18 protein-coding genes are annotated in these 25,442 nt (G+C 72.4%); 11 read left to right on the top strand and 7 right to left on the bottom strand.

What is annotated here, in order from left to right; genetic code table 11:
• Positions 1 to 83 precede the first annotated feature (83 nt).
• From lysX to OG823_RS19550, 7 genes are all read left to right on the top strand, one after another.
• Positions 84 to 1,703 carry a bifunctional lysylphosphatidylglycerol synthetase/lysine--tRNA ligase LysX gene (gene lysX, locus OG823_RS19580; RefSeq protein ID WP_371480891.1) on the top strand — a complete coding sequence of 540 codons (1,620 nt, stop codon included), beginning with the start codon at positions 84 to 86 and terminating at the stop codon, positions 1,701 to 1,703.
• A 4-nt stretch (positions 1,704 to 1,707) separates the two neighbouring features.
• Positions 1,708 to 1,830 carry a hypothetical protein gene (locus OG823_RS19575; protein WP_371480890.1) on the top strand — a complete coding sequence of 41 codons (123 nt, stop codon included), beginning with the start codon at positions 1,708 to 1,710 and terminating at the stop codon, positions 1,828 to 1,830.
• A 129-nt stretch (positions 1,831 to 1,959) separates the two neighbouring features.
• A complete protein-coding gene (locus OG823_RS19570; protein ID WP_371480889.1) occupies positions 1,960 to 2,442 on the top strand; it encodes a BlaI/MecI/CopY family transcriptional regulator in 483 nt (160 codons plus the stop codon).
• Between the two features lie 9 nt (positions 2,443 to 2,451).
• A complete protein-coding gene (locus tag OG823_RS19565) occupies positions 2,452 to 2,988 on the top strand; it encodes an amino-acid N-acetyltransferase (protein WP_371480888.1) in 537 nt (178 codons plus the stop codon).
• A gap of 94 nt (positions 2,989 to 3,082) precedes the next feature.
• Complete coding sequence (locus tag OG823_RS19560; RefSeq protein ID WP_371480887.1) at positions 3,083 to 3,436, top strand: Lsr2 family protein; 354 nt, start codon at positions 3,083 to 3,085, stop codon at positions 3,434 to 3,436.
• Positions 3,437 to 4,285: 849 nt separating this feature from the next.
• On the top strand, positions 4,286 to 6,802 hold the full coding sequence (locus OG823_RS19555) for an ATP-dependent Clp protease ATP-binding subunit (protein WP_371480886.1): 2,517 nt from the start codon (positions 4,286 to 4,288) through the stop codon (positions 6,800 to 6,802).
• Between the two features lie 537 nt (positions 6,803 to 7,339).
• Positions 7,340 to 9,697: an immune inhibitor A domain-containing protein gene (locus tag OG823_RS19550; protein ID WP_371480885.1), complete on the top strand. Its 2,358-nt coding sequence runs from the start codon at positions 7,340 to 7,342 to the stop codon at positions 9,695 to 9,697.
• A 165-nt stretch (positions 9,698 to 9,862) separates the two neighbouring features.
• On the opposite strand, the gene OG823_RS19545 is transcribed toward OG823_RS19550, so the two are convergent.
• Complete coding sequence (locus OG823_RS19545; RefSeq protein ID WP_371480884.1) at positions 9,863 to 11,008, bottom strand: low specificity L-threonine aldolase; 1,146 nt, start codon at positions 11,006 to 11,008, stop codon at positions 9,863 to 9,865.
• 31 nt (positions 11,009 to 11,039) lie between these two features.
• Complete coding sequence (locus tag OG823_RS19540) at positions 11,040 to 12,590, bottom strand: aldehyde dehydrogenase family protein (RefSeq protein WP_371480883.1); 1,551 nt, start codon at positions 12,588 to 12,590, stop codon at positions 11,040 to 11,042.
• Positions 12,591 to 13,171: 581 nt separating this feature from the next.
• On the opposite strand from OG823_RS19540, the gene OG823_RS19535 reads away from it, so the two are divergent.
• Positions 13,172 to 14,071 carry a M23 family metallopeptidase gene (locus tag OG823_RS19535; protein WP_371480882.1) on the top strand — a complete coding sequence of 300 codons (900 nt, stop codon included), beginning with the start codon at positions 13,172 to 13,174 and terminating at the stop codon, positions 14,069 to 14,071.
• A 135-nt stretch (positions 14,072 to 14,206) separates the two neighbouring features.
• On the opposite strand, the gene OG823_RS19530 is transcribed toward OG823_RS19535, so the two are convergent.
• Positions 14,207 to 14,818 (bottom strand): TetR/AcrR family transcriptional regulator, encoded by a 612-nt coding sequence (locus OG823_RS19530; protein WP_371480881.1) that lies wholly within the window; start codon positions 14,816 to 14,818, stop codon positions 14,207 to 14,209.
• Between the two features lie 217 nt (positions 14,819 to 15,035).
• Here OG823_RS19530 and OG823_RS19525 point away from each other — a divergent pair, with 217 nt between their 5' ends.
• On the top strand, positions 15,036 to 16,682 hold the full coding sequence (locus OG823_RS19525; protein WP_371480880.1) for a DHA2 family efflux MFS transporter permease subunit: 1,647 nt from the start codon (positions 15,036 to 15,038) through the stop codon (positions 16,680 to 16,682).
• A 132-nt stretch (positions 16,683 to 16,814) separates the two neighbouring features.
• Here OG823_RS19525 and OG823_RS19520 read toward each other — a convergent pair whose 3' ends face one another.
• Positions 16,815 to 17,708, bottom strand: a complete 894-nt coding sequence (locus OG823_RS19520) for an A/G-specific adenine glycosylase (RefSeq protein WP_371480879.1) — start codon at positions 17,706 to 17,708, stop codon at positions 16,815 to 16,817.
• Positions 17,709 to 17,909: 201 nt separating this feature from the next.
• On the opposite strand from OG823_RS19520, the gene OG823_RS19515 reads away from it, so the two are divergent.
• Positions 17,910 to 18,788, top strand: a complete 879-nt coding sequence (locus tag OG823_RS19515) for a hypothetical protein (RefSeq protein WP_371480878.1) — start codon at positions 17,910 to 17,912, stop codon at positions 18,786 to 18,788.
• Positions 18,789 to 18,966: 178 nt separating this feature from the next.
• Here the strand turns inward: OG823_RS19515 and disA are convergent, their stop codons facing one another.
• Both disA and radA read right to left on the bottom strand, forming a co-directional pair.
• The gene (disA, locus tag OG823_RS19510; protein WP_371480877.1) at positions 18,967 to 20,073 is read right to left on the bottom strand and encodes a DNA integrity scanning diadenylate cyclase DisA; all 1,107 of its coding nucleotides are present in this window, start codon (positions 20,071 to 20,073) and stop codon (positions 18,967 to 18,969) included.
• A gap of 132 nt (positions 20,074 to 20,205) precedes the next feature.
• Entirely contained in the window at positions 20,206 to 21,741 is a 1,536-nt protein-coding gene (gene radA / locus OG823_RS19505; protein WP_371480876.1) for a DNA repair protein RadA, read from the bottom strand.
• 156 nt (positions 21,742 to 21,897) lie between these two features.
• Between radA and OG823_RS19500 the strand changes: the two genes are divergently transcribed.
• A complete protein-coding gene (locus OG823_RS19500) occupies positions 21,898 to 24,102 on the top strand; it encodes a hypothetical protein (protein WP_371480875.1) in 2,205 nt (734 codons plus the stop codon).
• Here OG823_RS19500 and OG823_RS19495 read toward each other — a convergent pair.
• Positions 24,072 to 25,406: a DUF1254 domain-containing protein gene (locus tag OG823_RS19495; RefSeq protein ID WP_371480874.1), complete on the bottom strand. Its 1,335-nt coding sequence runs from the start codon at positions 25,404 to 25,406 to the stop codon at positions 24,072 to 24,074. The genes OG823_RS19500 and OG823_RS19495 overlap by 31 nt on opposite strands.
• Between the last annotated feature and the right edge of the window lie 36 nt (positions 25,407 to 25,442).

The raw sequence follows: 25,442 nt of genomic DNA, 5'->3' as shown, positions 1-25,442 counted from the left end.
CCCCTGCGGCAGGTCCGGACCGCCGCGGCGCACCGGGGACATCCCGTGGCGGAACTCCCCCGCGGGCTGGCTACCCTGGTGGGGTGAGCGATCAGAGCACCGCCCCCCCGTCACCCGCCGCCGCCCCTGCAGGGAGCTCCGTGCCCCCGTCGTCCCCGACCGACGACCTTCCCGAGCAGATGCGCGTCCGGCGCGAGAAGCTGGACCGGCTCCGGGCGGCCGGCGTCGACCCGTACCCGGTCGGGTTCCCCCGCACCACCACCATCGCCGACCTGCGCGCCAAGCACCCCGACCTGGAGCCGGACGTCGCGACCGGCGAGCGGGCCGGTGTGACCGGCCGGGTCGTGCTGGCCCGTACCGGCGGCAAGCTCTGCTTCGCCACCCTGCGGGACGGCTCCGGGGACCTCCAGGTGATGCTCTCCCTGGACAAGCTGGGCCCGGAGCGGCTGGCCGCCTGGAAGTCCGACATCGACCTCGGCGACCAGGTGGGCGTCGAGGGCGAGGTGATCACCTCCAAGCGCGGCGAGCTGTCCGTGATGGTCGACCGCTGGGCGCTCACCGCCAAGTGCCTGCGGCCGCTGCCGGACAAGCACAAGGGCCTGACGGACCCGGAGGCCCGGGTCCGCCAGCGGTACGTCGACCTGATCGTCAACCCCGAGGCCCGCGAGATCCTGCACCTGCGCAGCCGGGTGGTCCGCTCGATCCGCCGCACCTACGAGGACCGCGGCTACATCGAGGTCGAGACCCCGATGCTGCAGCCGGTGCACGGCGGCGCCAACGCCCGCCCGTTCAAGACCCACATCAACGCGTACGGCATCGACCTCTACATGCGGATCGCGCCCGAGCTGTACCTCAAGCGGCTGGTGGTCGGCGGCGCGGAGAAGGTCTTCGAGATCAACCGCAACTTCCGCAACGAGGGCGCGGACTCGACCCACAACCCCGAGTTCACCTCGCTGGAGTCGTACGAGGCGTACGGCGACTACGACACCCAGGCCGAGCTGATCCGGGCCACCATCATCAACGCCGCCCGGGACGCGCTGGGCACCACCGTGATCCGGGGCCTGGACCCGCACGGCGTCGAGCACGAGATCGACCTGGCCGAGCCCTGGGCCGAGGTGGGCGTCTACCCGGGCATCTCCGCGCACCTGGGCACCGAGGTGACCCCGGAGACCGGCGTGGAGGAGCTGCGCCGGCTGGCCTCCGAGCACGGCATCCCGTTCGAGAAGGACTGGGGCCACGGCCAGATCGTCCTGGAGATGGTCGAGCGCCTGCTGGAGGAGAACGCGATCCGGCCGACCTTCATCAAGGACTACCCGACCGAGGTCTCGCCGCTGACCCGGCGGCACCGCTCGATCGCGGGCGTGGCCGAGAAGTGGGACCTGGTGATCTTCGGTACGGAGATCGGCACCGCCTACTCGGAGCTGGTCGACCCGGTCGAGCAGCGCGCCCGCCTCACCGCGCAGTCGCTGCTGGCGGCGGGCGGGGACGTCGAGGCGATGCAGGTGGACGAGGACTTCCTGCGGGCCCTGGAGTACGCGATGCCGCCGACCGGTGGCCTCGGCCTCGGGGTGGACCGCCTGATCATGCTGCTCACCGGCAAGAACATCCGCGAGACGGTGCTCTTCCCGCTGGTGAAGCCCGAACAGCGCACGACAGAGCCGAAGGCGGCCGCCGCCGCGGCGCCCACGAGCGACGAGGAGTGAGCCGATGGACTACGTGAGTGCGATCGTTCCGCCGCTGGTCATGGCGATCGGGTTCGGCTTCCTGGTGCGGGCCATCATCCGCAGCCAGGGCGGGACCCAGAAGGCCAAGGAGGACAGCCTCGACTGAGGCCCGCAGCCGGCCCCGCGCCGGCTGCGGAACCGAACCGCGCGCCGTCATCCCTTTCCGGATGGCGGCGCGCCGGTTTGATCCCGCTTAGCAAGATTTGCCCGATTCATTCCCTATCCTGGCCCCACTATGGTCCGGCAACTCGGTGAACTAGAGAACGACATCATGACCAGGGTCTGGCAGTGGAACCGACCGGTCACGGTTCGCGAGGTTCTGGTCGACCTGCAGTCGGAACGCGATATCGCGTACACCACCGTGATGACGGTGCTCGACAAGCTCCACAGAAAGGGCTGGCTGCGCCGGGAGCAGGTGGGCCGGGCCTATCGATATGAGCCGGTCTCCTCCCGCGAGGCCTACACCGCGGCACTGATGAACGACGCGTGGGCGACGAGTGACAATCCCGCGGCGGCCCTGGTGCACTTCTTCGGCCTGATGTCCCCCGGGCAACGCGAGGCGCTGCGCGCCGCACTCCGGGTCGCCGCGCTCTTCCCCGCCGGGCCGGATAGCGCCGCCGATAGCGGGCCCGATACCGCCGCCGATACGGCGCCCCCGGCGCCCGGCGCCGCCGCCGCCGGGGAAACCGGTGGGACCGAGGGCTCCCCGACGCGATAACGTCCCGGCATGGAGGTCACCATCCGCCGGGCGCGGACCACCGATGTACGGGCCGTACGCCGGCTCATCGACGGCTACTCACGCGGCGGCATTCTGCTGGACAAGCCGACCGTCACACTGTTCGAGGCCGTCCAGGAGTTCTGGGTCGCCGAGCGCGACGACACCGGCCTGGTCGTGGCCTGCGGCGCCCTGCACGTGATGTGGGAGGATCTGGCCGAGGTCCGCACTCTGGCGGTCGACCCGTCCTGCCTGGGCAAGGGCGTGGGCCACCTGTTGCTGGAGAAGCTGCTGCAGACCGCGCGCTGGCTCGGCGTACGTCGGATTTTCTGCCTGACGTTCGAGGTCGCCTTCTTCGCGAAACACGGTTTCGTCGAGATCGGCGAGGTCCACGAAGCCGATGATGGTACGACAGATCCGGCGGCGATCGCTACGGATGTCTATGAAGAACTTCTCCGCTCGTACGATGAAGGTGTTGCGGAGTTCCTCGACCTGGAGCGTGTGAAGCCCAACACTCTGGGCAACTCGCGCATGCTGCTGCACCTGTGAACGGACCCCGATCGGGACAGGGGTTTGTGTTTTCCGCAGAAAGGCGGTTTCCTTTCCTCAAGGCAATGGGTCGTTTACGCGGAAAGGGAAGCCCGTGGCGCAGAGGGTGCAGGTCATTCTTGAAGACGATCTCGACGGCGGTTCGGCGGACGAGACGGTGACGTTCGCTCTCGACGGCGTTGCCTACGAGATCGATCTGAAGAGCACGAACGCAGAGAAGCTTCGCGGGCTGCTGGCCCCGTACGTCGAGAAGGGTCGCAAGCAGAGCGGCCGCCTCACCAGTGCCCGCCGCACCAGCAGCCGCGGCACCGCGGCCCGTCCCGCGGCAGGCGCTCCGGACACGGCGAAGATCCGTGCCTGGGCGAAGGAGCAGGGCCTGGAGGTCAACGACCGCGGCCGCGTCCCCAGCAACATCCGCGAGCAGTACGAGAGCGCCGCCGCGTCCTGACGGACGTCCGGCGGCACGCGACCGGACGGCCACCGGCGCACACGGCACATGCTCGGGGCGTGGAGGACATCCTCCGCGCCCCGCGGTGCTTACCGGCCGCCCTCCGGCGCTCCCGCCGCGCCTCCTGACGCCCCCACGCGCGCCCTGCGGACCCCGGGCGGGCCCGGGCGTCGCCGCCCCGGCCGGAGCGGCCCCCGAGGCGCCGGGGGTGCCCGAGGAGGCCGCCAGAAGCCCCCGTACGGGCGGCGGAACACTCCTGGGCTGTGCAACGCTGTAGGGGCGAGGCGGTGACGCGGGGCCACCCGATCGGCCGCATCGCGCCTCCGGCCCGGTCCAGGGCCGGAGAGCCTCCCGGGCGCCCACCGGGCCCGGAGGGGTTGAGCCTCCACCGATCCGCCGGCATCCCGGCGGAGCCGGGGAACGGCGGACCGGGCGGTCCGCCGGTCGACTTCTCGCCAGGCGAACACCGCCACCGCGGAAACTGCGCGAGATCCGTCGGAATACCGGGTATGAATGCAGGTGGGACGGGCCAGGAGCCCCGACCCGGGGCAGATCGCGTGACCGGCCGCAGCCTGTGCGGCTGCGCCGAGGCGGACGTTGTTCGCCGATGGCGTAGCGGTATCGGGTGCATCGGACCCACCGGTGGGAACACCGTCTCCCAACATCAGGTTGGGATTGGTGTCTGCTGGTCGCGCAGCACGACTGCCCACGAGAGTGGGACCGATCCACCCTTCTCGTCCGTTTCGGGCAGGAGGGGCCCATGCCGCGCCGCTGAGCGGGACTAGCATGCGGAAGGACAGGGCGGGGACCGACCCCGAACTGCCCGACCGCTCTGAGGAGCGATAAACGATGTTCGAGAGGTTCACCGACCGCGCGCGGCGGGTTGTCGTCCTGGCTCAGGAAGAAGCCCGGATGCTCAACCACAACTACATCGGCACCGAGCACATCCTCCTGGGTCTGATCCACGAGGGTGAGGGTGTCGCCGCTAAGGCCCTGGAGAGCCTCGGGATTTCGCTCGAGGCTGTTCGCCAGCAGGTCGAGGAGATCATCGGTCAGGGCCAGCAGGCCCCCTCCGGCCACATCCCCTTCACCCCTCGGGCGAAGAAGGTCCTGGAGCTGTCGCTCCGCGAGGCCCTCCAGCTCGGCCACAACTACATCGGCACCGAGCACATCCTGCTCGGCCTGATCCGCGAGGGCGAGGGCGTCGCCGCCCAGGTCCTGGTGAAGCTGGGCGCCGACCTGAACCGGGTGCGTCAGCAGGTGATCCAGCTGCTGTCCGGGTACCAGGGCACCAGCAAGGAGTCGGCCACCGCCGGCGGCCCCGCCGAGGGCACCCCCTCCACCTCGCTGGTCCTGGACCAGTTCGGGCGCAACCTCACCCAGGCCGCCCGCGAGGCCAAGCTCGACCCGGTGATCGGGCGCGAGAAGGAGATCGAGCGGGTCATGCAGGTGCTGTCCCGCCGCACCAAGAACAACCCCGTGCTGATCGGTGAGCCCGGCGTCGGCAAGACCGCCGTGGTCGAGGGCCTGGCCCAGGCGATCGTCAAGGGCGAGGTCCCGGAGACGCTCAAGGACAAGCAGCTCTACACGCTCGACCTCGGCGCCCTGGTGGCCGGCTCCCGCTACCGCGGTGACTTCGAGGAGCGCCTGAAGAAGGTGCTCAAGGAGATCCGCACCCGCGGCGACATCATCCTGTTCATCGACGAGCTGCACACCCTGGTCGGCGCGGGCGCCGCCGAGGGTGCCATCGACGCGGCGAGCATCCTCAAGCCGATGCTGGCCCGTGGCGAGCTGCAGACCATCGGTGCGACCACGCTCGACGAGTACCGCAAGCACCTGGAGAAGGACGCCGCGCTGGAGCGCCGCTTCCAGCCGATCCAGGTCGCCGAGCCGTCGCTGCCGCACACCATCGAGATCCTCAAGGGTCTGCGCGACCGCTACGAGGCGCACCACCGGGTGTCCATCACGGACGCCGCCCTGGTCGCCGCCGCGACGCTGGCCGACCGCTACATCTCGGACCGCTTCCTGCCGGACAAGGCGATCGACCTGATCGACGAGGCCGGCTCCCGGATGCGCATCCGCCGGATGACCGCGCCGCCGGACCTGCGCGAGTTCGACGAGAAGATCGCCGACGTCCGCCGCGAGAAGGAGAGCGCGATCGACGCGCAGGACTTCGAGAAGGCCGCGTCCCTGCGCGACGACGAGAAGCAGCTCCTGACCGCGAAGGCCAAGCGCGAGAAGGAGTGGAAGGCCGGCGACATGGACGTCGTCGCCGAGGTGGACGAGGAGCTGATCGCCGAGGTGCTGGCGACGGCCACCGGCATCCCGGTCTTCAAGCTGACCGAGGAGGAGTCCTCGCGCCTGCTGCGCATGGAGGACGAGCTGCACAAGCGCGTCATCGGCCAGAAGGACGCCATCAAGGCGCTCTCCCAGGCCATCCGCCGCACCCGGGCGGGTCTCAAGGACCCGAAGCGCCCCGGTGGCTCGTTCATCTTCGCCGGCCCGTCCGGCGTCGGTAAGACCGAGCTGTCCAAGACCCTCGCCGAGTTCCTGTTCGGTGACGAGGACGCGCTGATCGCCCTCGACATGTCGGAGTTCAGCGAGAAGCACACCGTCTCGCGGCTCTTCGGCTCGCCCCCCGGCTACGTCGGGTACGAGGAGGGCGGCCAGCTCACCGAGAAGGTGCGCCGCAAGCCGTTCTCCGTCGTCCTCTTCGACGAGGTCGAGAAGGCACACCCGGACATCTTCAACTCGCTGCTGCAGATCCTGGAGGACGGTCGCCTGACCGACTCCCAGGGCCGCGTGGTCGACTTCAAGAACACCGTCATCATCATGACGACCAACCTCGGCACCCGGGACATCTCCAAGGGCTTCAACCTCGGCTTCGCGGCCGCGGGCGACACCGCCACGGGCTACGAGCGGATGAAGAACAAGGTCAGCGAGGAGCTCAAGCAGCACTTCCGCCCCGAGTTCCTGAACCGCGTCGACGACATCGTGGTGTTCCACCAGCTGACCGAGGAAGACATCATCCAGATCGTCGACCTCATGATCGACAAGGTGGACGGCCGGCTCAAGGACCGCGACATGGGCCTGGAGCTCAGCCTTGAGGCCAAGCAGCTGCTCGCCAAGCGCGGCTACGACCCGCTGATGGGTGCCCGTCCGCTGCGCCGGACCATCCAGCGCGAGATCGAGGACCACCTCTCCGAGAAGATCCTCTTCGGTGAGCTGCGGGCCGGCCACATCGTGGTCGTCGGCGTGGAGGGCGAGGGCAAGGAAGCCAAGTTCACCTTCCGCGGCGAGGAGAAGTCCGCGGTCGCGGACACTCCGGCCGCCGTCGCCTCGGCCGGTCCCGACCTGACGAAGTGACAGCTCCGGGGGTGCTCCCCCCGGCGCCGTAGTACCGGCTTCGGCCCCCCAGCGATCCGCTGGGGGGCCGAAGCCGTTTCCGCGTCCGGTCCACTCCGATCTCCTCCGGTCCGCTCCGGGGTGGCCCGGCCCGGCGCACCCGTCGGCCCGCCCGCCCGCCGGAGCGGCGGCCGCCGAGGACCGTCGGGGTACTTCCGGCGGCGTGGCGGTGAGGTCCGCCGGGCCTCCCGCCTGACCGTCCGTCCGCCGCGCCGGCTTCACGCGGCGCAACAGAAACTGTGACCTCGCGCACCGAGGGGGCCGTCCGCCGAGCGGACGGCCCCCTCCACACCGCCTCCGCACGGGCTTGGGCCCAGTATTGCCAAGACTTTTGAGCGACTATCAGCTGATAGTGCAGCGGCGGAGCATAGCGCCGTGGGCATGTCATGGTCAAGGTCTATCTTTTCCGCCCATGCTTGGATCAAATGTCGTCCACCTGTCTTCATTGGTTTGCCGGAAGGCCAAGAGCCGGACCGGTTTGGGGAGGACGTCACCACGTTGAAGAAGACCACGAAAGCCGCCTCGGTCCTCGCGACCGCTGCGGTCATAGCCACCTTGGGCGCGGGCCTGCTCCCGGGCACGGCCCTCGCGGCCGGCACCGCGCCCACGCCGCGCGACCCCGCCGACGCCGTCCAGTCCGTCAAGACGGACGATGTGCTCCCGGGCCCGCTGAGTGGCAAGGTCGAGGCTGAACAGAAGGCCGCCACCGAGCAGTTGGTCGCGGGCACCGCCAAGGTCGAGACCCACGGCACGAGCACCAGCGTCAAGCTCGGCAAGGACAAGTACGTCGAGCTCGGTCGCGAGCGTACGGACAAGATCTTCACGATCCTGGTCGACTTCAGTGACCAGGTGGACAGCACCACCAAGCTGCCGAACGGGCAGCTCAAGTACGGCGGCACGCCCGGCCCCGCGCACAACCAGATCGCGCAGCCGGACCGTACCCAGGACAACTCCACCGCCTGGCAGGCCGACTACAACCAGGCGCACTACCAGAACCTGTACTTCAGCCAGACCCAGAACTCCCTGAAGACCTTCTACGAGAAGCAGTCGTCGGGGCGCTACTCGGTCGACGGCCAGGTCACGGACTGGGTGAAGGTGCCCTGGAACGAGGCGCGCTACGGCTCGGACTACTGCGGCCAGCACGTCTGCAACAACGCGCAGGACCTGATCCGCGACGGCATCAACGCCTGGGTCGCCGACCAGAAGGCCAAGGGCCAGACGGACGCTCAGATCAAGGCCGTCATCGCGGGTTACGACCAGTGGGACCGGTACGACTACAACCACAACGGCAACTTCAACGAGCCCGACGGTTACATCGACCACTTCCAGATCGTGCACGCCGGTGAGGACCAGTCCGCCGGTGGCGGTGTCCAGGGCACCGACGCGCTCTGGGCCCACCGCAGCTACGTCTACGGCGCGCAGGCCGGCTCCACCGGCCCGTCCGACAACAAGCTCGGCGGCACCCCGGTCGGCGACTCCGGCATCTGGATCGGCGACTACACGATGCAGCCGGAGAACGGCGGCCTCGGCGTCTTCGCGCACGAGTACGGCCACGACCTCGGTCTGCCGGACCTCTACGACACCAGCGGCAGCGGCATCGACAACTCGGTCGGCTTCTGGTCCCTGATGTCCTCGGGCTCCTGGCTCGGCGCCGGCAAGAACGAGATCGGCGACACGCCGAACGACCTGGACGTCTGGAGCAAGCTGCAGCTCGGCTGGCTCACCTACGACAAGGCCGCCGCGGGCACGGGCTCGACCCACCACATCGGCCCGGTCGAGTACAACAGCAAGCTCCCGCAGGCCCTGGTCGTCACCCTGCCGAAGAAGACCGTCACCACCGAGATCAACACCCCGTTCGCGGGTGCCAACGAGTGGTGGAGCGGCAGCGCGGACGACCTGAACGTCACGCTGACCCGGGACGTCGACCTGACGGGCAAGACCTCCGCGTCGCTGACCGCCAAGGCCTGGTACGACCTGGAGCAGGACTACGACTACGCCTACGCCGAGGTCTCCACCGACGGCGGCGCCAACTGGACCGTCCTGGACGGCACCTTCAACGGCGTGGCGATCCCGAAGAACCCGGCCGACAAGGCCGGCCTGACCGGTGGCTCCGACAACAAGTGGGGCGACCTGTCGTTCCCGCTGGACGCCTACGCCGGCAAGGCCGTCAAGGTCCGCTTCCACAACACCACCGACGGTGGTGTGCACATGAAGGGCCTGGCCCTCGACGACATCACGGTCACCGCGAACGGCTCCGCGCTGTTCACCGACGGTGCCGAGAACGGCGACAACGGCTGGTCGGCCACCGGGTTCTCCCGGATCACCGGCAAGTTCTCCAAGGACTACGACCAGTACTACCTGGCCGAGAACCGCCGCTACGTCTCCTTCGACACCACCCTGCAGACAGGCCCGTACAACTTCGGGTTCGCCAGCAAGCCGGGCACCGTCGAGCACTACGCCAACCAGGACGGCCTGCTGATCTGGCTCTGGGACACCTCCCAGACCGACAACAACGTCACCAACCACCCGGGCGCCGGCCTGATCCTCCCGATCGACTCGCACCCGGCCCCGCTCAAGTGGTCCGACGGCGCGCTGATGCGCCCGCGCCTCCAGGGTTACGACTCCACCTTCGGCTCGCAGAAGACCGACGGTCTGAGCCTGCACAAGGCGGACGTCGCGACGGTCATCCCGAAGGCCAAGGGCGTCGACGAGTTCAGCGACCTGAAGTCGTACTGGGACGCGTCCGACCCGTACAGCAGCGTGATCGTCCCGAAGACGGGCACCAGCATCGAGGTCGAGAACGAGTCCTCGAACTACCTGGAGACCTGGATCCGGGTCCGCCCGGTCGACAACTGATCGATCCGATCGGCTGACCGGCCGGATCGTCCGAGCGGCCCGACCGCCTGACGATCCGCCTGCGGCACCTCGTCCGGCCCGCCTCCCGCACCTCGCGTGCGGGAGGCGGGCCGGACTCGCTTTCCGGGGCCCGAGCTCACGTCAGGCGCCCGCACCGGCGCCGGTTCAGAGCAGGGCCAGCAGCGCCTCGACCCCGGCCGTGACCTCCTTGGCGGTCCACTCCAGGGCGGGCGAGGCGACCGTCACCTCGGTCATCGCCAGGCCCGGCAGTGCGGAGTCCTGCCAGCCGCCGAACACCGCGAGGCCGGATTCCCCGGCCAGCCGGATGCCCGCCTCGTCGAGCACGGCGGCCGGGTACGGGAGCCAGAGCTGGAACTGGTGGGTGTGCGGCGGCTCGGGGAAGACCCGGGCGCCGGGAACGGTGGCGACGGCCTCGGCCAGCGCGGTGGCGACGACCTTGGCGTGCCGGACGTACGACTCCAGCCGCGGCAGCTCGCGGTCCATCCCGGCGAGGGCGCTGAGCGCGGCCGGCCACTGCTGGAAGAGCCGGCCCCCGTAGCGGTGGCGCCAGGCCTTGGCGGCCCTGACGAAGTCGCGGTCCCCGGCGAGGGCGGCGCCGCTGACGCCGCCGAGGGTCTTGTAGAAGGACACGTACACCGAGTCGGCGAGCGCCGCGATCTCCGGCAGCCCGTGGCCGAGGTGGACGGCGGACTCCCACAGCCGGGCGCCGTCGAAGTGCACCGGGGTGTCGGCGGCGGACACCGTGGCGGTCAGCTCCGCCCAGGTCGGCAGGACGAAACCGGCGTCGCGCAGCGGGAGTTCCAGGGCCAGTACGGCGTAGGGCTCGTCGAAGTCACGGAGCTCGGACGGGGTGGGGATGCGCGGCTCGGTGGTCGGCCAGACGCTGCGCAGCCCGCTGAGGTTCGCGTAGGCGCGGCGTTCGTGCACCTCGGGGTGGGCCAGCGGGTGCAGGGCGACGTTGCGTTCGCCCCGCCGCTCGGACCAGATCCGCAGCGCGACCTGCTGGGCCATCGTGCCGGTCGGGAAGAAGGCCGCGTCCTCGGCCCCGAGCAGGTCGGCGGTCCGGCGCTCCAGCGTCCGGACCACGCCGGAGCCGTAGAAGTCGGGACGCTGGTCGAGGTCGTAGGTCCGGTCGGCCTGCTCGGTCAGCTCGGCGAGGCGCTCACGCACCGTCTGCGGCCGGGTGCCCGAGAGCACCCGCTCGCAGCCCCGGAAGGCGGCGAACCGGCGCTCCTGGACGTTCGGTCCGGGCTCCGCGCGGCCATGGGCATCGTTCTCGTTGACATCCATACGGCCATCGTCGCGCAGAACCCGGCCCCGGTCAGCGCGGCGGGTAGAGCGAGTACGACGGGAAGTTGCCGTACAGCTTCTCCTGTGCCCCGTCCGGCCCGTAGGTCACCGCCCGGACCAGCAGATCCCCGCCGACGAAGGCGCCCTTCCAGGAGGCGCCGAGGCCGCCGAAGACCTCCTCCCGGTCACCGCGGCTGCGCGGGCGGTTGACACCGACCTTGAAGGCGAGCAGATCCGGCGCCACCCGGTCGGCGAAGGCCTGGTCGTCGGTGGCCAGCGACGCCACCAATGAGCCGTTGCCGGCGTTCATCGCGGCGAGGAGCTCGGACTCGGTGTCCACCAGCACGACGGAGTCGAGCGGGCCGAACGGCTCGCGGTGGTGCAGGGCCCAGTTGGCGGGCGGGTCGAGCACAGCGGCCGGCGCCAGGTAGGCGTCGAGGTTCTGGCCGGGCAGGAAACGCCCCTCGGTGAGGCCGCCCCGGTACAGCGGGACGGCCCGGCCCGCCACCGCCGCGTCGAAGTGCCCGCGCAGCTCGGCGGCCTTGGCCGCGTGGATGACCGGGCCGAAGTCCAGCTCCGGGAGCTCGTCGGCCGGGTCGTCGACGGCCAGCGGATGACCGAATCGCAGGCCCCGCAGCACATCCAGGTAGGTCTCCAGGAAGGCGGGGAACAGGGTGCGCTGGACGACGTGGCGCGGGTAGGCGGTGCAGCGCTGCTTGGCGTACTCGAAGCCCTTGCGCAGGTGCGCGGCCAGGGTCGGCCAGTCGCTGTAGTCCCAGACGCCCCAGGTGTTCAGACCCTCCTGCTCCAGGAAGTGCCGCCGGTTCAGGTCGGCGAGCGAGGTGGCCGCCCGGCGGCCGTTGGCCCGGCCGCCCACGAACGCGAGCGCGCCGAGGCCGGCCGAGCGGATCAGCGCGTCGGCGATGCCGGAGCCCCGGCCGGAGAGCAGCGTCACCGGCAGGCCGGCCCGGTGCATCAGGGCGTGGGCCAGGGTGAGGCAGTGGAAGCCCCCCTGGGACGGGGTCTTGGCGACCACCGCGTTGCCGGCCAGCAGCTGGACCAGCTCGGCGTGCACCTGCACGCTCATCGGGTAGTTCCAGCTGGCGATGTTGGAGACCGGCCCCGGGAGAGCGGTGCGTCCCTCGGTCTGGCGCTCGATCTGGTCGAGGTACCAGCGCACGCCGTCCAACGCGCGGTCGACGTCGGCGCAGGCCGACCGCCAGGGCTTGCCGATCTCCCAGACCAGCAGCAGTGCCAGCAGGTCGCGCTGCCCGGCGAGCGCGTCCACGGCGGCGGCGACCCGCGCCCTGCGCTCGTCCAGCGGGACGCGGCTCCAGGCGGTGTGCTGGTCGATCGCGAAGGCGACGGCGCTGCGGGCCTCCTCGATGCCGACTCTCGGCGGGCCGGGAACGGCACTGCCGTCGATCGGCGTGCTGTGGTCGCCGGGCGTGCCGATCGGGCGCCACTCGCCGCGGGCCAGGTTCAGCAGGCGGTCGGCGGTGAAGGCCTCGGGCGCGGCGCGTACGCAGCGGGCGTACGTCTCGGCCCAGGAGTGGCCCGGCTTGAGCTGTGGTGCTGCCATCTGGAGTGCCTCCGGTCGGGAAGGTGTCTCGGGCAGGGCTCGTCAGGGTGCCGGGCAGCAGGTGTCCGGCGGGGCTGCGCCCGTGCGCGGGCGCAGCGGTGGGGCGGCCCGCGCCCGGCGGACCGTTTGTCCGCGGACAGAGTGGCACGGGAGGGAGAGCCGGAGGAGAAGGCGGCGCTGAGGCGGCGTGAGTCGGCTCACGATCGGCCCCACGCGGATGCGGTCGGCCCCGCCCCGGATCGTGAGCCGGGGCACACCGGCGGGCCACCGCCCGGTGTCGATGGTCACAGGCCGCGCGCCCGTACTAGCGGCCGTAGTAGGCGGGGCGGGGCGCCGGCCGGGGTCGGGCGCCGCCCCCGACGAGGACGACGGGGCCGCATCCGGACCATCCGACCATGATCAAATCGGCCGATCATTACTCCGACAGCCTGAAATTCCGACCCCACGGCGACTACACGCCGTAGTACGTCACACCGTTTGGGACCGCGCTCGGTGACGGTTACACCTGAGTTGTCCCCCGCTCCACCCGGTCCGCCGGGCTCGGAGCCGTCCCCGTACGCCCCGTGAGGTTGAGCTTCCCGATGTCCACCGTCCCGCCCCTGGGGCCGGCCCTCCGCCGCCTCGCCGCCTCCGCGGCGACCCACGCGGCGGCCTGGCAGCCCCGACTCGGCCACGCCGCCCGCACCCACGTCCACCCGCTGCGCGCGTTCGCCGCGCCCCACCTCGGGCTGCCCCGCACCCGCGTGCGGGCCGCCACGGCGGCCGGCGCCGCAGCGGTGATAGTCGGCGGCGTCCTGGTCGCCGGGGTGCCCGCGAACGCCTCCGCCCAGACGGTCATACCCACCACTCCGGGCAGCTCCGTGTTCACCGTGCCGCAGGGCGAGGCAGCCGCAGCCGGCCTGGTCCAGGTCGCGGGGCCGACGGCGTACAAGGTCAAGCACGACCTCGCGCACGACTCGGTCTCGGTCGCCGCCAACATCGCGCAGCCCGCACCGGCGCCCGCACCCGCACCGGCCCCGGCCCCGGCGCCCGCACCCGCACCGGCGCCCGCACCGGCGCCCGCGCCGGCCCCCGCCTGGTCAGCGCCCGTACCGGGTGCGCCGACCAGCAACCCGTACGGCGTGGCCAACCCCGAGTACGCGGCCGGCTACCACACCGGCGTGGACTTCGCGGTGGACCCGGGCACCCCGCTGCTCGCCGTCGGCGAGGCCCGCGTGGTCTCCTCCGGCTGGGACGGCGCGTACGGCAAGGAGATCGTCCTGAAGCTGACGGACGGCCACTTCGCCCAGTACGCCCACATGTCGGAGCTCGACGTCGACGCGGGCGAGCACGTGACGGCCGGCCAGCGGATCGGCGCCTCGGGCAGCACCGGCAACTCGACCGGGCCGCACCTGCACTTCGAGATCCGCTCCAGCAACCAGTACGGCTCGGTGATCAACCCGATCGCCTTCCTGTCGGCGCACGGCGTCAGCGACTTCTGACGCCCCCGCCCGACCGAACCCGGCCCGGCCCCGCCGCACACCCACCGGCGGGGCCGGGCCGTGCCCGCGGGCAGGGGGCCGGGCCTCGCCGGGCGGGGCCCGGTGCCGGTGCCGGGTGCCTGCCGGGTGCCGGTGTCAGCTGCCGCCGGGCACGATCCGTGCCGAGATCTCCATCGCCACCGCCAGGGCGCCCGAGAGGCTCTCCTCCAGCGTCACGGCCCGCGGGGTGCCGTCGTCGAGGCAGTTGTCCGCGGTGTCCTGCTTCAGCAGGAAGAACGCGGAGTTGATGGTGAAGAGCGCCATCGTCGCGCGCAGCCGGTCCTGGTAGGTCGCCCCCGGGCCGTGGACCAGCCGGATCATCGCGATCATCCGCTCCCGGAACTCCAGGCCGGCCGGTGACTCGCGCAGCGCGGGCTGGTTCTCGTGGAAGAACCGCAGCAGCGGTGCCCGCTCGGACATGCCCGACGCGAACCGCCGGACCAGCTCGTCCCGTACCTCGGGCGACCACGGCTTCTGCTCGCCCCAGGCGATCGCCTCGTCGATCGGCGCCGCCATGCTCTCGACGATGCCGTGGACGATGTCGTCCTTGGTCTTGAAGTGGTAGTACAGAGCCGCCTTGGTCACACCCAGCCGGTCCGCGATCTCCCGCAGCGAGGTCTGCTCGTACCCCTGTTCGGCGAACAGCTCCAACGCAACGCTGATGATGCGCTCCCGGGTGTCACTGCGGGGGCGATGCGTCGTACCCATGGCGTCCTGGCCTGCCTCAGACTGCGTTGACGATCGGCGAGTACCGGTCCGGAGGCTCACCGCTGGACCCATTCTCCCTGGCCCGGGGGTCAACCGACGAAACCGGCTTGACGCCCGGCTCAGGACAACCTACCGTGCCGACGAACGCACAACTAGCCGGTCGTCAAGTAAGTAAGCTGCTGAAGGACGGCCGGCCCCCTCTCCTGGGAGACGCACAATGCCACAGAAGCAGGTCGGGACCGCGGCGGACAGCTCCGCCGCCGCAGTCGAGGGGGCCACCGCCGACGGCTCCGCAGCCGCCGGGCTGACCACCGACAAGGAGTCCGCCGAGGAGCAGGTCCGCTCCCCCCGCGAGATCCGGCTGGTGATGATCGGCCTGGTCGTCACCATGCTGCTCGCCATGCTCGACAACCTGATCGTCGGCACCGCGATGCCGACCATCGTCGGTGACCTCGGGGGTGGCGAGCACCTGTCCTGGGTGGTCACCTCCTACACCCTGGCCACCGCGGCCTCCACCCCGATCTGGGGCAAGCTCGGCGACCTCTACGGCCGCAAGGGCACCTTCCTCACCTCGATCGTGATCTTCCTGGTCGGGTCGGCGCTGTCCGGCCTGTCGCAGAACATGAACGAGCTGATCGGCTTCCGTGCCCTGCAGGGCCTCGGCGCCGGTGGTCTGATGGTCGGCGTCATGTCGATCATGGGCGCGCTGGTCCCGCCGCGCGACCGCGGCAAGTACCAGGGCATGTTCGCCGGCGTGATGGCCCTGGCCACCATCGGCGGCCCGCTGCTCGGCGGCTTCATCACCGACCACTTCAGCTGGCACTGGATCTTCTACATCAACCTGCCGCTGGGCGTCGTCGCGCTCGCCGTCGTCGTGGTCACCCTGCACCTGCCCAAGGTGCGCTCCACCGCCCGGATCGACTACCTCGGTGCGGCCCTGCTGACCACCGGCATCGTCTCGCTGACCCTGATCACCACCTGGGGCGGCCAGCAGTACGACTGGGGCTCGAAGCAGATCCTCGGCCTGGGCGCGCTCGCCGTCGCCTCGCTGATCGCCTTCTGCTACGTCGAGCAGCGGGTCGAGGAGCCGATGCTCCCGCTCACCCTGTTCAAGAACCGCAACTTCACCATGGTCTCGGTGATCGGCTTCATCGTCGGCTTCGTGATGTTCGGCGCGACCGTCTTCCTGCCGCTCTACCAGCAGACCGTCCAGGGCGCCTCGGCGACCAACTCCGGTCTGCTGCTGATGCCGATGATGTTCGGCATGCTGGTGGTCTCGCTGGTGGTCGGCCAGGCCGTCACCAAGACCGGCAAGTACCGGATCTTCCCGATCATCGGCACCATCGTGATGACCGGCGGCATGCTGCTGCTCTCCATGCTCTCCACCGACACCACGCGGTTCACCTCGGCCTGCTTCATGGTGGTGCTCGGCGCCGGCATGGGCTTCCTGATGCAGATCACCATGCTGGTGTCGCAGAACAGCGTCGAGCTCAAGGACATGGGCGTGGCCAGCTCCACCGCCACCCTGTTCCGGACCATCGGCGGCTCCTTCGGCGTCGCGCTGTTCGGGGCGCTCTTCAACAACCAGGTCACCTCGACCATGAAGGAGCGCCTCGCCGGCCACCCCGAGGCGACCGGCGCGCACAGCGACCCGGGTCAGCTGACCCCGGCCGCGCTGCGCAAGCTGCCCCCGCTGTTCCAGGACGCGTACCACCACGCCGTCGCCAACGGGATGCACACGGTGTTCCTCTGGGGCGCCGCGGCCTCGGTGATCTCCGTCGTGGCCGCCCTGTTCCTGCGTGAGGTGGCCCTGCGCGGCGGCCCGCGCGAGGCGAGCGAGAACCTCGAGGTCGCAGCGGTCTGACCCACTCCGACGGCCCCCTCGCGACACCTGTCGCGAGGGGGCCGTCGGCCTGTGCGGCGACGGGCGGGTCGTGAACCCGGGCCGCAGGACCGCGGGGTACCCGCCCGGGCGACGGGCACCCCGAGGCCGGTACTACTGCGGCAGCCGGTAGACGCCCTGCGCGACGGGCTCCACCAGACCGTCCGCGACCAGGCCGTCCAGTGCCCTCGCCCGCTGCACCGGCTCCGGCCACACGGCGTCCAGCCGGGCCTGCTCGACCTCGCCGTGGGCCTCGCGGAGCACCGCGAGCAGCTTGCCGCGCACCTGGCGGTCCGTCCCCTCGTACGTCTGCCCGCGCCGGGCCGGCCCCTCGTACGGCGGGCGCCCGGCCAGCTGCCAGGCGCAGTGCCGCCGCAGCGGGCAGGCCGCGCACTCGGGGCTGCGCGCCGTGCACACCAGCGCGCCCAGCTCCATCACCCCGACCGCCCAGCTCGCGGCCGTCTCGGCCGCCTGGGGCAGCAGCGCCGTCGCCGTGCGCCGCTCCGCCGCCGTGGTCGCCTGGGCGGGATACTCGACACCCGTCACCGCCCGGGCGAACACCCGGCGGACATTGGTGTCCAGCACCACGTGGCGCCGCCGGAACGCGAACGAGGCGACCGCGGCCGCCGTGTACTCACCCACTCCGGGCAGGGCGAGCAGCGCCGCGTGGTCGTCCGGCACCGCACCGCCGTGCCGCTCGGTGATCGCGGTGGCGGCGCCGTGCAGCCGCAGCGCCCGGCGCGGGTAGCCGAGCCGGCCCCACATCCGGACGGCCTCGCCCGGGGCGTCCGCCGCCAGCGAGGCCGGGGTGGGCCAGCGCTCCAGCCACGCCGCGTAGACCGGCAGGACCCGTTTGACCGGCGTCTGCTGCAGCATGAACTCGCTCACCATCACCGCCCAGGGCGAGGCGTCCGGCGTACGCCAGGGCAGATCACGCGCGTGCTCCTCGTACCAGCCGAGAACGGTCGAGTGCAGCAGCGGGGCGGGGGCGATGGGGGAGGTAGCCATGACCCCTCGATCCTCCCACGCCCGCCGCCCTCCGCTGCCCCCGGTGGCGGGCCGGATCCCCTGCGGGGCCGCCGACGGGGCCGCCGGGACGGCGTCGGATCCCCTCCCCCATCCGGCCCAAATTGCGGATCATGTGAAGGAAGGGGCGAGAGTGCGGTGTTGGTGCATCAAGGGACGCACACTCTCTCGTAGAGTTTGCGCGTGCCTTCTCTGCGTCAACCCGTAGGACCGCTGCCGGCTTCGATCTACTGGCGTCGGCGTGTCGTCGTGCTCGTCGCCGTGGCGGCGGTGGCCGCCCTGGTCCTCTGGCTGACGTCCGGTCAAGGAGGAGGCGGGTCCGGACACAAGGCCGCGCCGCCCTCTCCGGGCCCCGCCCAGGCGATCACCCCCGGCGCCGGCCCCAGCGGCCCCGCGGTCACCGGCCGCCCGGGCGGCGGCTCCGGCGGCGGCGCGGCCGCCGGCGCGGGCACGGGTGGCGTCTCCGGTTCGGGCGGCGGCGACGTCAGCCTGAGCTCCGGCGGTACGGACGGCGGCGCGGCCGCCAACACCGCCGCACCCGGAGGTACGGCCGGCGCGGGCGGTACCGCCGCCGGCGCGGGCGGCGGGGCCGGCGGGACCTCGGGCGGCAGCGCCGCCGCTCCCCCGGTGAACACCGCCGAGGTGATGGCGCTCACGGTCTGCGCCTCGCGCCAGGTGACGCTGGAGCTGTCGAGCGCTCAGAACGCCTACCAGCCGAAGGACAAGCCCCGGCTGTCCCTGACCGTGCGCAACACCGGGAGCGCGGGCTGCCGGGTGGACCTCGGCCGGGTCAGCTCGACGGTCACCCTGCAGGCCAGCAACGGCGAGCGGGTCTGGTCCTCGGGCGACTGCCCGACCGACCGTCAGAGCACCTGGGTGCAGATCCCGGCGGGCAACGGCCTGACCGAGACGTTCACCTGGGACCGCGGCCGCAGCAAGCCCCAGTGCGCCTCGCCGGACACCTCCCCGGCCCCGGTCGGCAGCTACCTGGTGGTGGCCGATCTGTCCGGCCTGGACGGTGGAGCGGTGTCGGCCCGCTCCTCCATCCGTCTGGAGAGCTGACCCCGCCCGGGCCCGGGCCCGGGACGAGTGCGATCAGCGGCGGGGCCCGGGGAGCGATCCCCGGGCCCCGCCGCTGATCGCATCGGTCGTCGTGGCCGTCCGTCGCCCCGGCCGTCCGTCGTCCGCCGCCGTCCGCCGCCGCCGTACCCGGCAGGTCGGGCAGGTCGTCGGGCAGGACTCAGACGTAGCGCTCCAGGATGGACGACTCGGCGAGCCGCGAGAGCCCCTCGCGGACGGAGCGGGCCCGCGTCTCGCCGACGCCCTCGACCGTCTGCAGGTCGTCGATACTGGCCGCCAGCAGCTTCTGAAGTCCGCCGAAGTGCTCCACCAGCCGCTCCATCACGGTGTTCGGCAGACGCGGGATCTTGGCCAGCAGGCGGTAGCCGCGCGGGGAGACCGCGGAGTCCAGCGACTCCGGCGAGCCCGAGTAGCCCAGCGCCTTGGCGACCGTCTGCAGGTCGAGCAGCTCGGCGTGGGTGAGCGCCTCCAGGTCGGTGAGCACCTCGGGCACCGTCCGGCCACGCTTGGCGGCCCGCTCGGGGAAGTAGTCGCGGGCCACCAGTTCGCGCTCGGGCTCGACCCCCTGGATCAGCTCGTCCAGCTGGAGCGAGAGCAGTCGGCCGTCGGTGCCGAGCTCCAGCACGTAGCCGGCGATCTCGGTGGCGATCAGCCGGACCATCTCCAGCCGCTGGGCGACCGCGGTGACGTCCCGGACGGTGACCAGGTCCTCGATCTCCAGCGCGGAGAGCGTGCCGGCCACCTCGTCCAGGCGCAGCTTGTAGCGCTCCAGGGTGGCCAGCGCCTGGTTCGCCCGGGACAGCACGGTGGTGGAGTCCTCCAGCACCCGCCGCGTCCCGTTGACGTACATCGCGATCAGTCGCATCGAGTGCGAGACGGCGACGACCGGGAACCCGGTCTGCCGGTTGACGCGCTCCGCGGTGCGGTGGCGGGTGCCGGTCTCGTCGGTCGGGATGGTGGAGTCCGGCATCAGGTGCACGCCCGCCCGGACGATCTTGGTGATGTCCTTGTCGAGCACCACCGCGCCGTCGAGCTTGCACAGCTCACGCAGCCGGGTCGCCGAGAACTCGACGTCCAGGACGAATCCGCCGGTGCACACCGACTCGACGGTCTTGTCGAAGCCGAGCACGATCAGCCCGCCGGTGTTGGCCCGCAGCACTCGCTCCAAACCGTCGCGCAAGCCCGTCCCGGGAGCGATGGCACTCAGGGAGGCCCGCAACAGGGCCTCCTCACGGGGGGACTTGTCCACCCGGTCGCTGGCTGCCACGTGACTCCTCCGGTCGACCCCGTGCCGCGCGCCTCACGCGGTGCGCCGGCCTACGGTCTGTCGCTTATTACTGCCTTGTCGCCAATTAGACAGGGGAAAGTCTAACTGCGTGCGGCGATAACAGGGCCGGGGTCAACCCAGTTCGTCGGAGTCGACCGGTTCCCACCCCTCCATCAGCTCTTCGGGGTAGGCCGCGACCGGTGCCCGGCCGCCCGTGCGGGCCTCCGCGCGGGGCGCGGGAGGCGTCTCGCCGCGCGCTTCGGCCCGGGCGCCGGCACGCGGCTTCGCGGCCGCGCGGCGGCGGCCCGGGATGGCCTGCAGCGCCTCGCCGATGTCGGCGACCTCCACCACCGTCATGCCGCGCGGGACCTTGCCCGGATCCGGCGGGACGAGGGCGTGGGTGAAGCCCAGCCGGTGAGCCTCCGCCAGCCGCCGCTGCACGCCGGTCACCCGGCGGACCTCGCCCGCCAGGCCGACCTCGCCGATCGCCACCAGGTTGCTGGGCAGCGGGGTGTCCGAGGAGGAGCTGGCCACCGCGAGCGCGATCGCCAGGTCGGCGGAGGGCTCGCTGAGCTTCACACCGCCGACCGTCGCGGTGTAGATGTCCTGCTTGCCGAGCTTGACCCCGCCGTGCCGCTCGACCACGGCGAGGATCATCGCGATCCGGGGCGACTCCAGGCCCGAGGTGGTGCGCCGGGGCGAGGGGATCTGCGAATCCACCATCAGCGCCTGCACCTCGGCGACCAGCGGCCGACGGCCCTCCAGCGTGACGGTGAGGCAGGTGCCGGGGACGGGCTTGTCACGGCGGGTCAGGAAGAGGCCGGACGGATCGGCCAGCCCCACGATGCCCTCGTCGTGCAGCTCGAAGCAGCCGACCTCGTCGGTGGCGCCGTACCGGTTCTTGATCCCGCGGATGATGCGCAGCCTGGCGTGCCGGTCCCCCTCGAAGCTCAGCACCACGTCGACCAGGTGCTCCAGCAGGCGCGGGCCGGCGATCGAGCCGTCCTTGGTGACGTGGCCGACCAGCAGGGTGGCCATGCCGCGCTCCTTGGAGACCCGGATCAGCGCCCCCGCCACCTCCCGGACCTGGGACGGGCCGCCGGGGGAGCCGTCCAGCTCGGCGGAGGCGATGGTCTGCACCGAGTCGAGGATCAGCAGCCCCGGCTTCACCTGGTCGATGTGGCCGAGGACCGCGCCGAGATCGGACTCGGCGGCCAGGTAGAGATGGTCGGAGAGCGCGTTGATCCGGTCCGCACGCAGCCGCACCTGGCCGGCCGACTCCTCGCCGGTGACGTACAGCGTGCGGTGCTGGTCGCTGGCGGCCTTCGCCGCGACGTCCAGCAGCAGGGTGGACTTCCCGACGCCCGGCTCGCCCGCGAGCAGCACCACCGCGCCGGGCACGATGCCGCCGCCGAGGACCCGGTCCAGCTCGGGCACGCCGGTGCTGCGGGCGGTCGCCACCTGGCCGTCGACCTGCGCGATCGGCCGCGCGGGCGCGCTGACCGGCCCGGCGGCGGTGGTCCGGATCGGCACCGCGCCGTACTCCTCGACCGTGCCCCACGCGTTGCACTCGGGGCAGCGCCCGACCCATTTCGGGAGTTGGTTGCCGCACTCCGTGCAGCGGTAGGCCGGTCGCGGCTTGGCGGTGGTCTTGGTACGGGCTGCCATGCGCCCCACCGTAGCGGCTGCCTCCGACAATCCCGTCCGGGCGGCCCGGCGGGTGCTCCGCCGGGCGGCCCGGGGCCGGTCGTGTTGTTACCCGAAAGAAGTACAGCGACCCGAAACACCTCGGCTCGGCCCCGCCGTCTCTCTACCGTCGGACGGGTGACTACGCGTGTGGAAAGGCCTCCCGACCCCGTCCTCGCCGCCTACGACCGGCAACTGGACGGACTGTTCACGTACTGCCTCTCGGTGCTGTGCGACCACGACGCCGCGGTCGGCGCCGTCCGCGAGGTACGGGAGCTGGCGCTGCGGCACGGGGAGCGGCTGGCCGAGCCCGGCCTGGTGAAGGCCTGGCTGTACTCGCTCGCCCGGTACTGCTGCCTGTACCGACTGGAACGCGGCCCGCAGACGCCGACGGCGGACGCGGTCGGCACGGAGCGGGCGGACCGGGCGGACCGGCGACGGGAGCTGGCCTCACTGGCCTGGCCGGAGGCCGCGGGGACGGATCCGGAGCAGCGCGAGGCGCTGGAGTTGTCGGCCCGCCACCGGCTCAGCCCGATCGAGGTGGCGGCGGTCCTCGGCATCTCGGCGGACGGCGCCCGCGCGCTGCTCGCCTCGGCGGGCTCCGAGGTCGGACGGACCAGGACCGCCTTGCAGGTGCTGGGCGCCGGGGGCTGTCCCGAGCTGGACCGGCTCGGCGGCGCGGGCGCGGGCGCGGGCGCGGGCGCGGCGAGCCTGCCGGGGCCCCACCTGCCCGACGGCGGGCGGGGAGAGCGGGTGCTCGGTCCGGCGCTGCGCCGTGAGCTGGTGCAGCACGTGGTGGACTGTCCGACCTGCCGGGGCACGGCGGAGCGGGTCGCCGGCGAGGTGGGGTCCGGGCCGTCCGGCCGGCCGGTGCCGCCGCTGCTGCCGCTGCTGCCCGCACCGGCCGCAGCCCGGGACACCGGGCAGGACGAACGGCGTCCGGCCGGCGGGCCGGCGCCCCTCCGGTCGGCCGGCGATGGACGGGACGTCCCGTCGGGAGCGGGCCGCGACGCCCCGGAGCGGAGTGGACCGGAGCGGAGTGGACCGGAGCGGGGCGACGCCGGGCAGCGCGAATCGGCGCGGGGCGACGCCGGGCAGCGCGGCGGGGCGCCGCAGCAGGGCCAAGCCCGGTCGGGCGCCGCCGGGCGGCCGTTCGCCGGAGCGCGGCCCGGCGGCCCCGCCGGCTCGGGGCCCGGCGCTGCCGGGGCCGCCGGATCCGGACCGCGGCCGGCCGGGGCGGCGTTCCTGGCCGGCGCCGCCGCCGGCCGGCGGGCCGCCGCGCTGACGGGCCACCGACCGGCCGAGCAGCCCGGTCTCCGGTTCGACCAGCGCGGTTTCCCCCGGCACCGGACGCCCGGCCCGAGCCGCGCCGTGGCGGTCCGTCAGCGGGTCATCACCACAGGCGTGCTGGCGGCGGTCCTGGCCGCTCCGGTGGTGGCGCTCTGGGCCGGCCATCGGAGCGGTGACGGCGCGGGCACGGCCGCCGCCGTCTCCTCGGTGAGTGTCGACGGCGGCGCGCCCGCCGCCGGGCGCCCGCCTGCCTCCGGACCGACGGCCGGGGCGACCACCGCCGGTCAGGGCAGCGGTGGCCTGGAGCCGGCGGGGACGGCGTCCGCAGAAACGTTGTTCCCGAGGATCCAGGGTCCGGCCGTACCGGTGCCGGCTGCCGGCGCCACCCCGATCGGCAGCCCGGCACTGCGCTCCGTCCCCTCCCCCGCGCCGTTCCCGGGCGCCGCACCGCAGGGCGCCGCCGGGCTGCTCACGGTGGAGGCCGCCGAGTACGGCAGCCGCACCGTGATCTCCATGACCAACTCCGGCGGCACGGAGATCCGCTGGCACGCCGTGGTGGACGTCGGGTGGCTGCGCCTCAGCCGGGACTCCGGGACGCTGGCCCCCGGGCAGCGGATCACCGTCACCGTGACGGTCGACGAGGAGCACGCACCGGGCACCGCGTGGACGGCCCGGATCGCCCTGCCGCCGTCCGAGGCGGTGGTCACCCTGGAGGGCGGCCCCACGCCGCAGGGCGGTGCCTCCGGCCCTGCCCCCACCTCGTCCACCGCGCCGCCCGGCTCGACCCCGACCAGCCCGACGGAGCCCGCGCCGACCACCTCGCCGTCCCCCGTCCCCACCCCGACCGGCGGACCGACCGCGAGCCCCACCACCGGGCCGAGCGCCACCGCGACCTCCGGCCCGACCACGAGCGGCCCCGCCACCGGAGCCCCGGCCTCACCGGCCGCCTCACCCTCTCCGAACTCCCCGCCCGCGCCGACCACCAGGTCGGGCCACCAGCAGGCCGGGCACGCGGCGGAGGATCAGCGCAGTCGCAGCGGCGGCAGCCGGTAGGAGCCGTCGAGGACCGCCGCCTGCGGCCGGTAGAGCCGGACCACCGGCCGGAACTCGCCGGCCGGGGCGGGCAGCCAGTTCGCAGCCTCCGCGGTGTCGGTGGGCCGCTCGTGCCGCAGGTGGAGCGTCAGCGACCCGTCGCCCCCGTACACCAGTCCGGTGGTGCGGTCACCGATCGAGTACCGCCCGACCGGGTTCTCCACCAGGTGGTAGTCCGGCAGGTCGTACATGGTGACCGACCAGAAGGCGTCGACCGGCGGCGGCTCCTCGAAGCGCAGCGTGTAGGAGCGTTCGCCGGTCAGCCGGCAGCCCTCGTCGTCGTGGAAGACCGTGGCGTACACCGCCTCGTAGGCGTGGTTGCCCCACAGTCCGGCCCGCGCGGCCACCGCCCGGGTGAGGTAGGCGGCCCGGCGGTCGGCGATCCGCCACCGCGGGTCGTCGAGCGTGCCGGGGCCGAGGAAGTCGAGGTTGTAGTCGAACGTGTGCAGGTTGACGGTCCACTCCCCGCTCGGTGGCACGTCCACCGGCCTGCTCGCCTCCTCGACCCGCTGCCTGCCCGCGGCCAGCCCGCTGACCAGTGCGGCCGTCCACTGCGGCGCGGCGGCGCGGTAGGGCGACGGACCGCTGTCGAGCAGCCCGAGCGGGGCGAACCGCTGCTGGTACTCCACGTCCGGGGCGGCGGGCGGGTAGGCCGCCATCCAGACCCGCAGGCGTTCGAAGAACTCCAGCTCCGCCGGCACCGAAGGGTCCGGCTCGGCAAGCCCCGCCGGGACGCCGCCCGGTTCCAGCGCCCCGATGGTCAGCCGCTGCTGGAGCTCCCGGACGGCGGGCAGGTCGGCCGGCCCTTCGCACGCGATCCGGCCCACCACGGTGGCGACCGTGGTGGGCGAGACGATCACCTGGACGCCCTCCGGCGGCGTCCCGTGCCGGCCGGGCCCGACAATCAGCCAGGTCTGCTCGGCGGTGCCGGTCGCCCGGCTGCCGACATAGGCGAAGTTGTTGGTCCAGGCGTCGACGAACTGCAGCACGTGGTACCGGCCGGCGGTGTCCGGCACGTGCAGCAGCTGCGGCCCCTCGGCGAGGTCCAGCTGGGCGACGGAGTACACCGTGTCGTTGTTGACCGAGACGAACTCGTCCGCCGCCGTGGCCGTCGCGGTCGCGTGGCCGAACCGGTTGAACGGCGCGGGCTCGACAGTGCTGAGGCCCCGGGACCGGACACGGTCGACCATCGCGAGGTCGGTCACCAGCGGGGAGCCGTAGATGTAGGCGTCGGCGGCGAGGGCCTCCAGCGCGGGCTCGATCATTCGGGATCCTTCCTGGGGCGGGCATCGGCTCGGGGC

It is taken from the genome of Kitasatospora sp. NBC_00315, assembly GCF_041435095.1.
Classification (GTDB): domain Bacteria; phylum Actinomycetota; class Actinomycetes; order Streptomycetales; family Streptomycetaceae; genus Kitasatospora.
The sequence above is the reverse complement of the archived record's forward strand: the minus strand, read 5'-3'. Positions and strand labels throughout refer to the sequence as shown.

What these genes read in the sequence shown, in the direction of transcription:
- OG823_RS19555 (WP_371480886.1), top strand. Translation starts at nt 4,286, where the DNA reads ATGTTCGAGAGGTTCACCGACCGCGCGCGGCGGGTTGTCGTCCTGGCT.
- OG823_RS19545 (WP_371480884.1), bottom strand. Translation starts at nt 11,008, where the DNA reads ATGGATGTCAACGAGAACGATGCCCATGGCCGCGCGGAGCCCGGACCG.
- OG823_RS19525 (WP_371480880.1), top strand. Translation starts at nt 15,036, where the DNA reads ATGCCACAGAAGCAGGTCGGGACCGCGGCGGACAGCTCCGCCGCCGCA.
- OG823_RS19565 (WP_371480888.1), top strand. Translation starts at nt 2,452, where the DNA reads ATGGAGGTCACCATCCGCCGGGCGCGGACCACCGATGTACGGGCCGTA.
- OG823_RS19520 (WP_371480879.1), bottom strand. Translation starts at nt 17,708, where the DNA reads ATGGCTACCTCCCCCATCGCCCCCGCCCCGCTGCTGCACTCGACCGTT.
- radA (WP_371480876.1), bottom strand. Translation starts at nt 21,741, where the DNA reads ATGGCAGCCCGTACCAAGACCACCGCCAAGCCGCGACCGGCCTACCGC.
- OG823_RS19540 (WP_371480883.1), bottom strand. Translation starts at nt 12,590, where the DNA reads ATGGCAGCACCACAGCTCAAGCCGGGCCACTCCTGGGCCGAGACGTAC.
- OG823_RS19535 (WP_371480882.1), top strand. Translation starts at nt 13,172, where the DNA reads ATGTCCACCGTCCCGCCCCTGGGGCCGGCCCTCCGCCGCCTCGCCGCC.
- OG823_RS19530 (WP_371480881.1), bottom strand. Translation starts at nt 14,818, where the DNA reads ATGGGTACGACGCATCGCCCCCGCAGTGACACCCGGGAGCGCATCATC.
- OG823_RS19570 (WP_371480889.1), top strand. Translation starts at nt 1,960, where the DNA reads ATGGTCCGGCAACTCGGTGAACTAGAGAACGACATCATGACCAGGGTC.
- OG823_RS19495 (WP_371480874.1), bottom strand. Translation starts at nt 25,406, where the DNA reads ATGATCGAGCCCGCGCTGGAGGCCCTCGCCGCCGACGCCTACATCTAC.
- OG823_RS19575 (WP_371480890.1), top strand. Translation starts at nt 1,708, where the DNA reads ATGGACTACGTGAGTGCGATCGTTCCGCCGCTGGTCATGGCGATCGGG.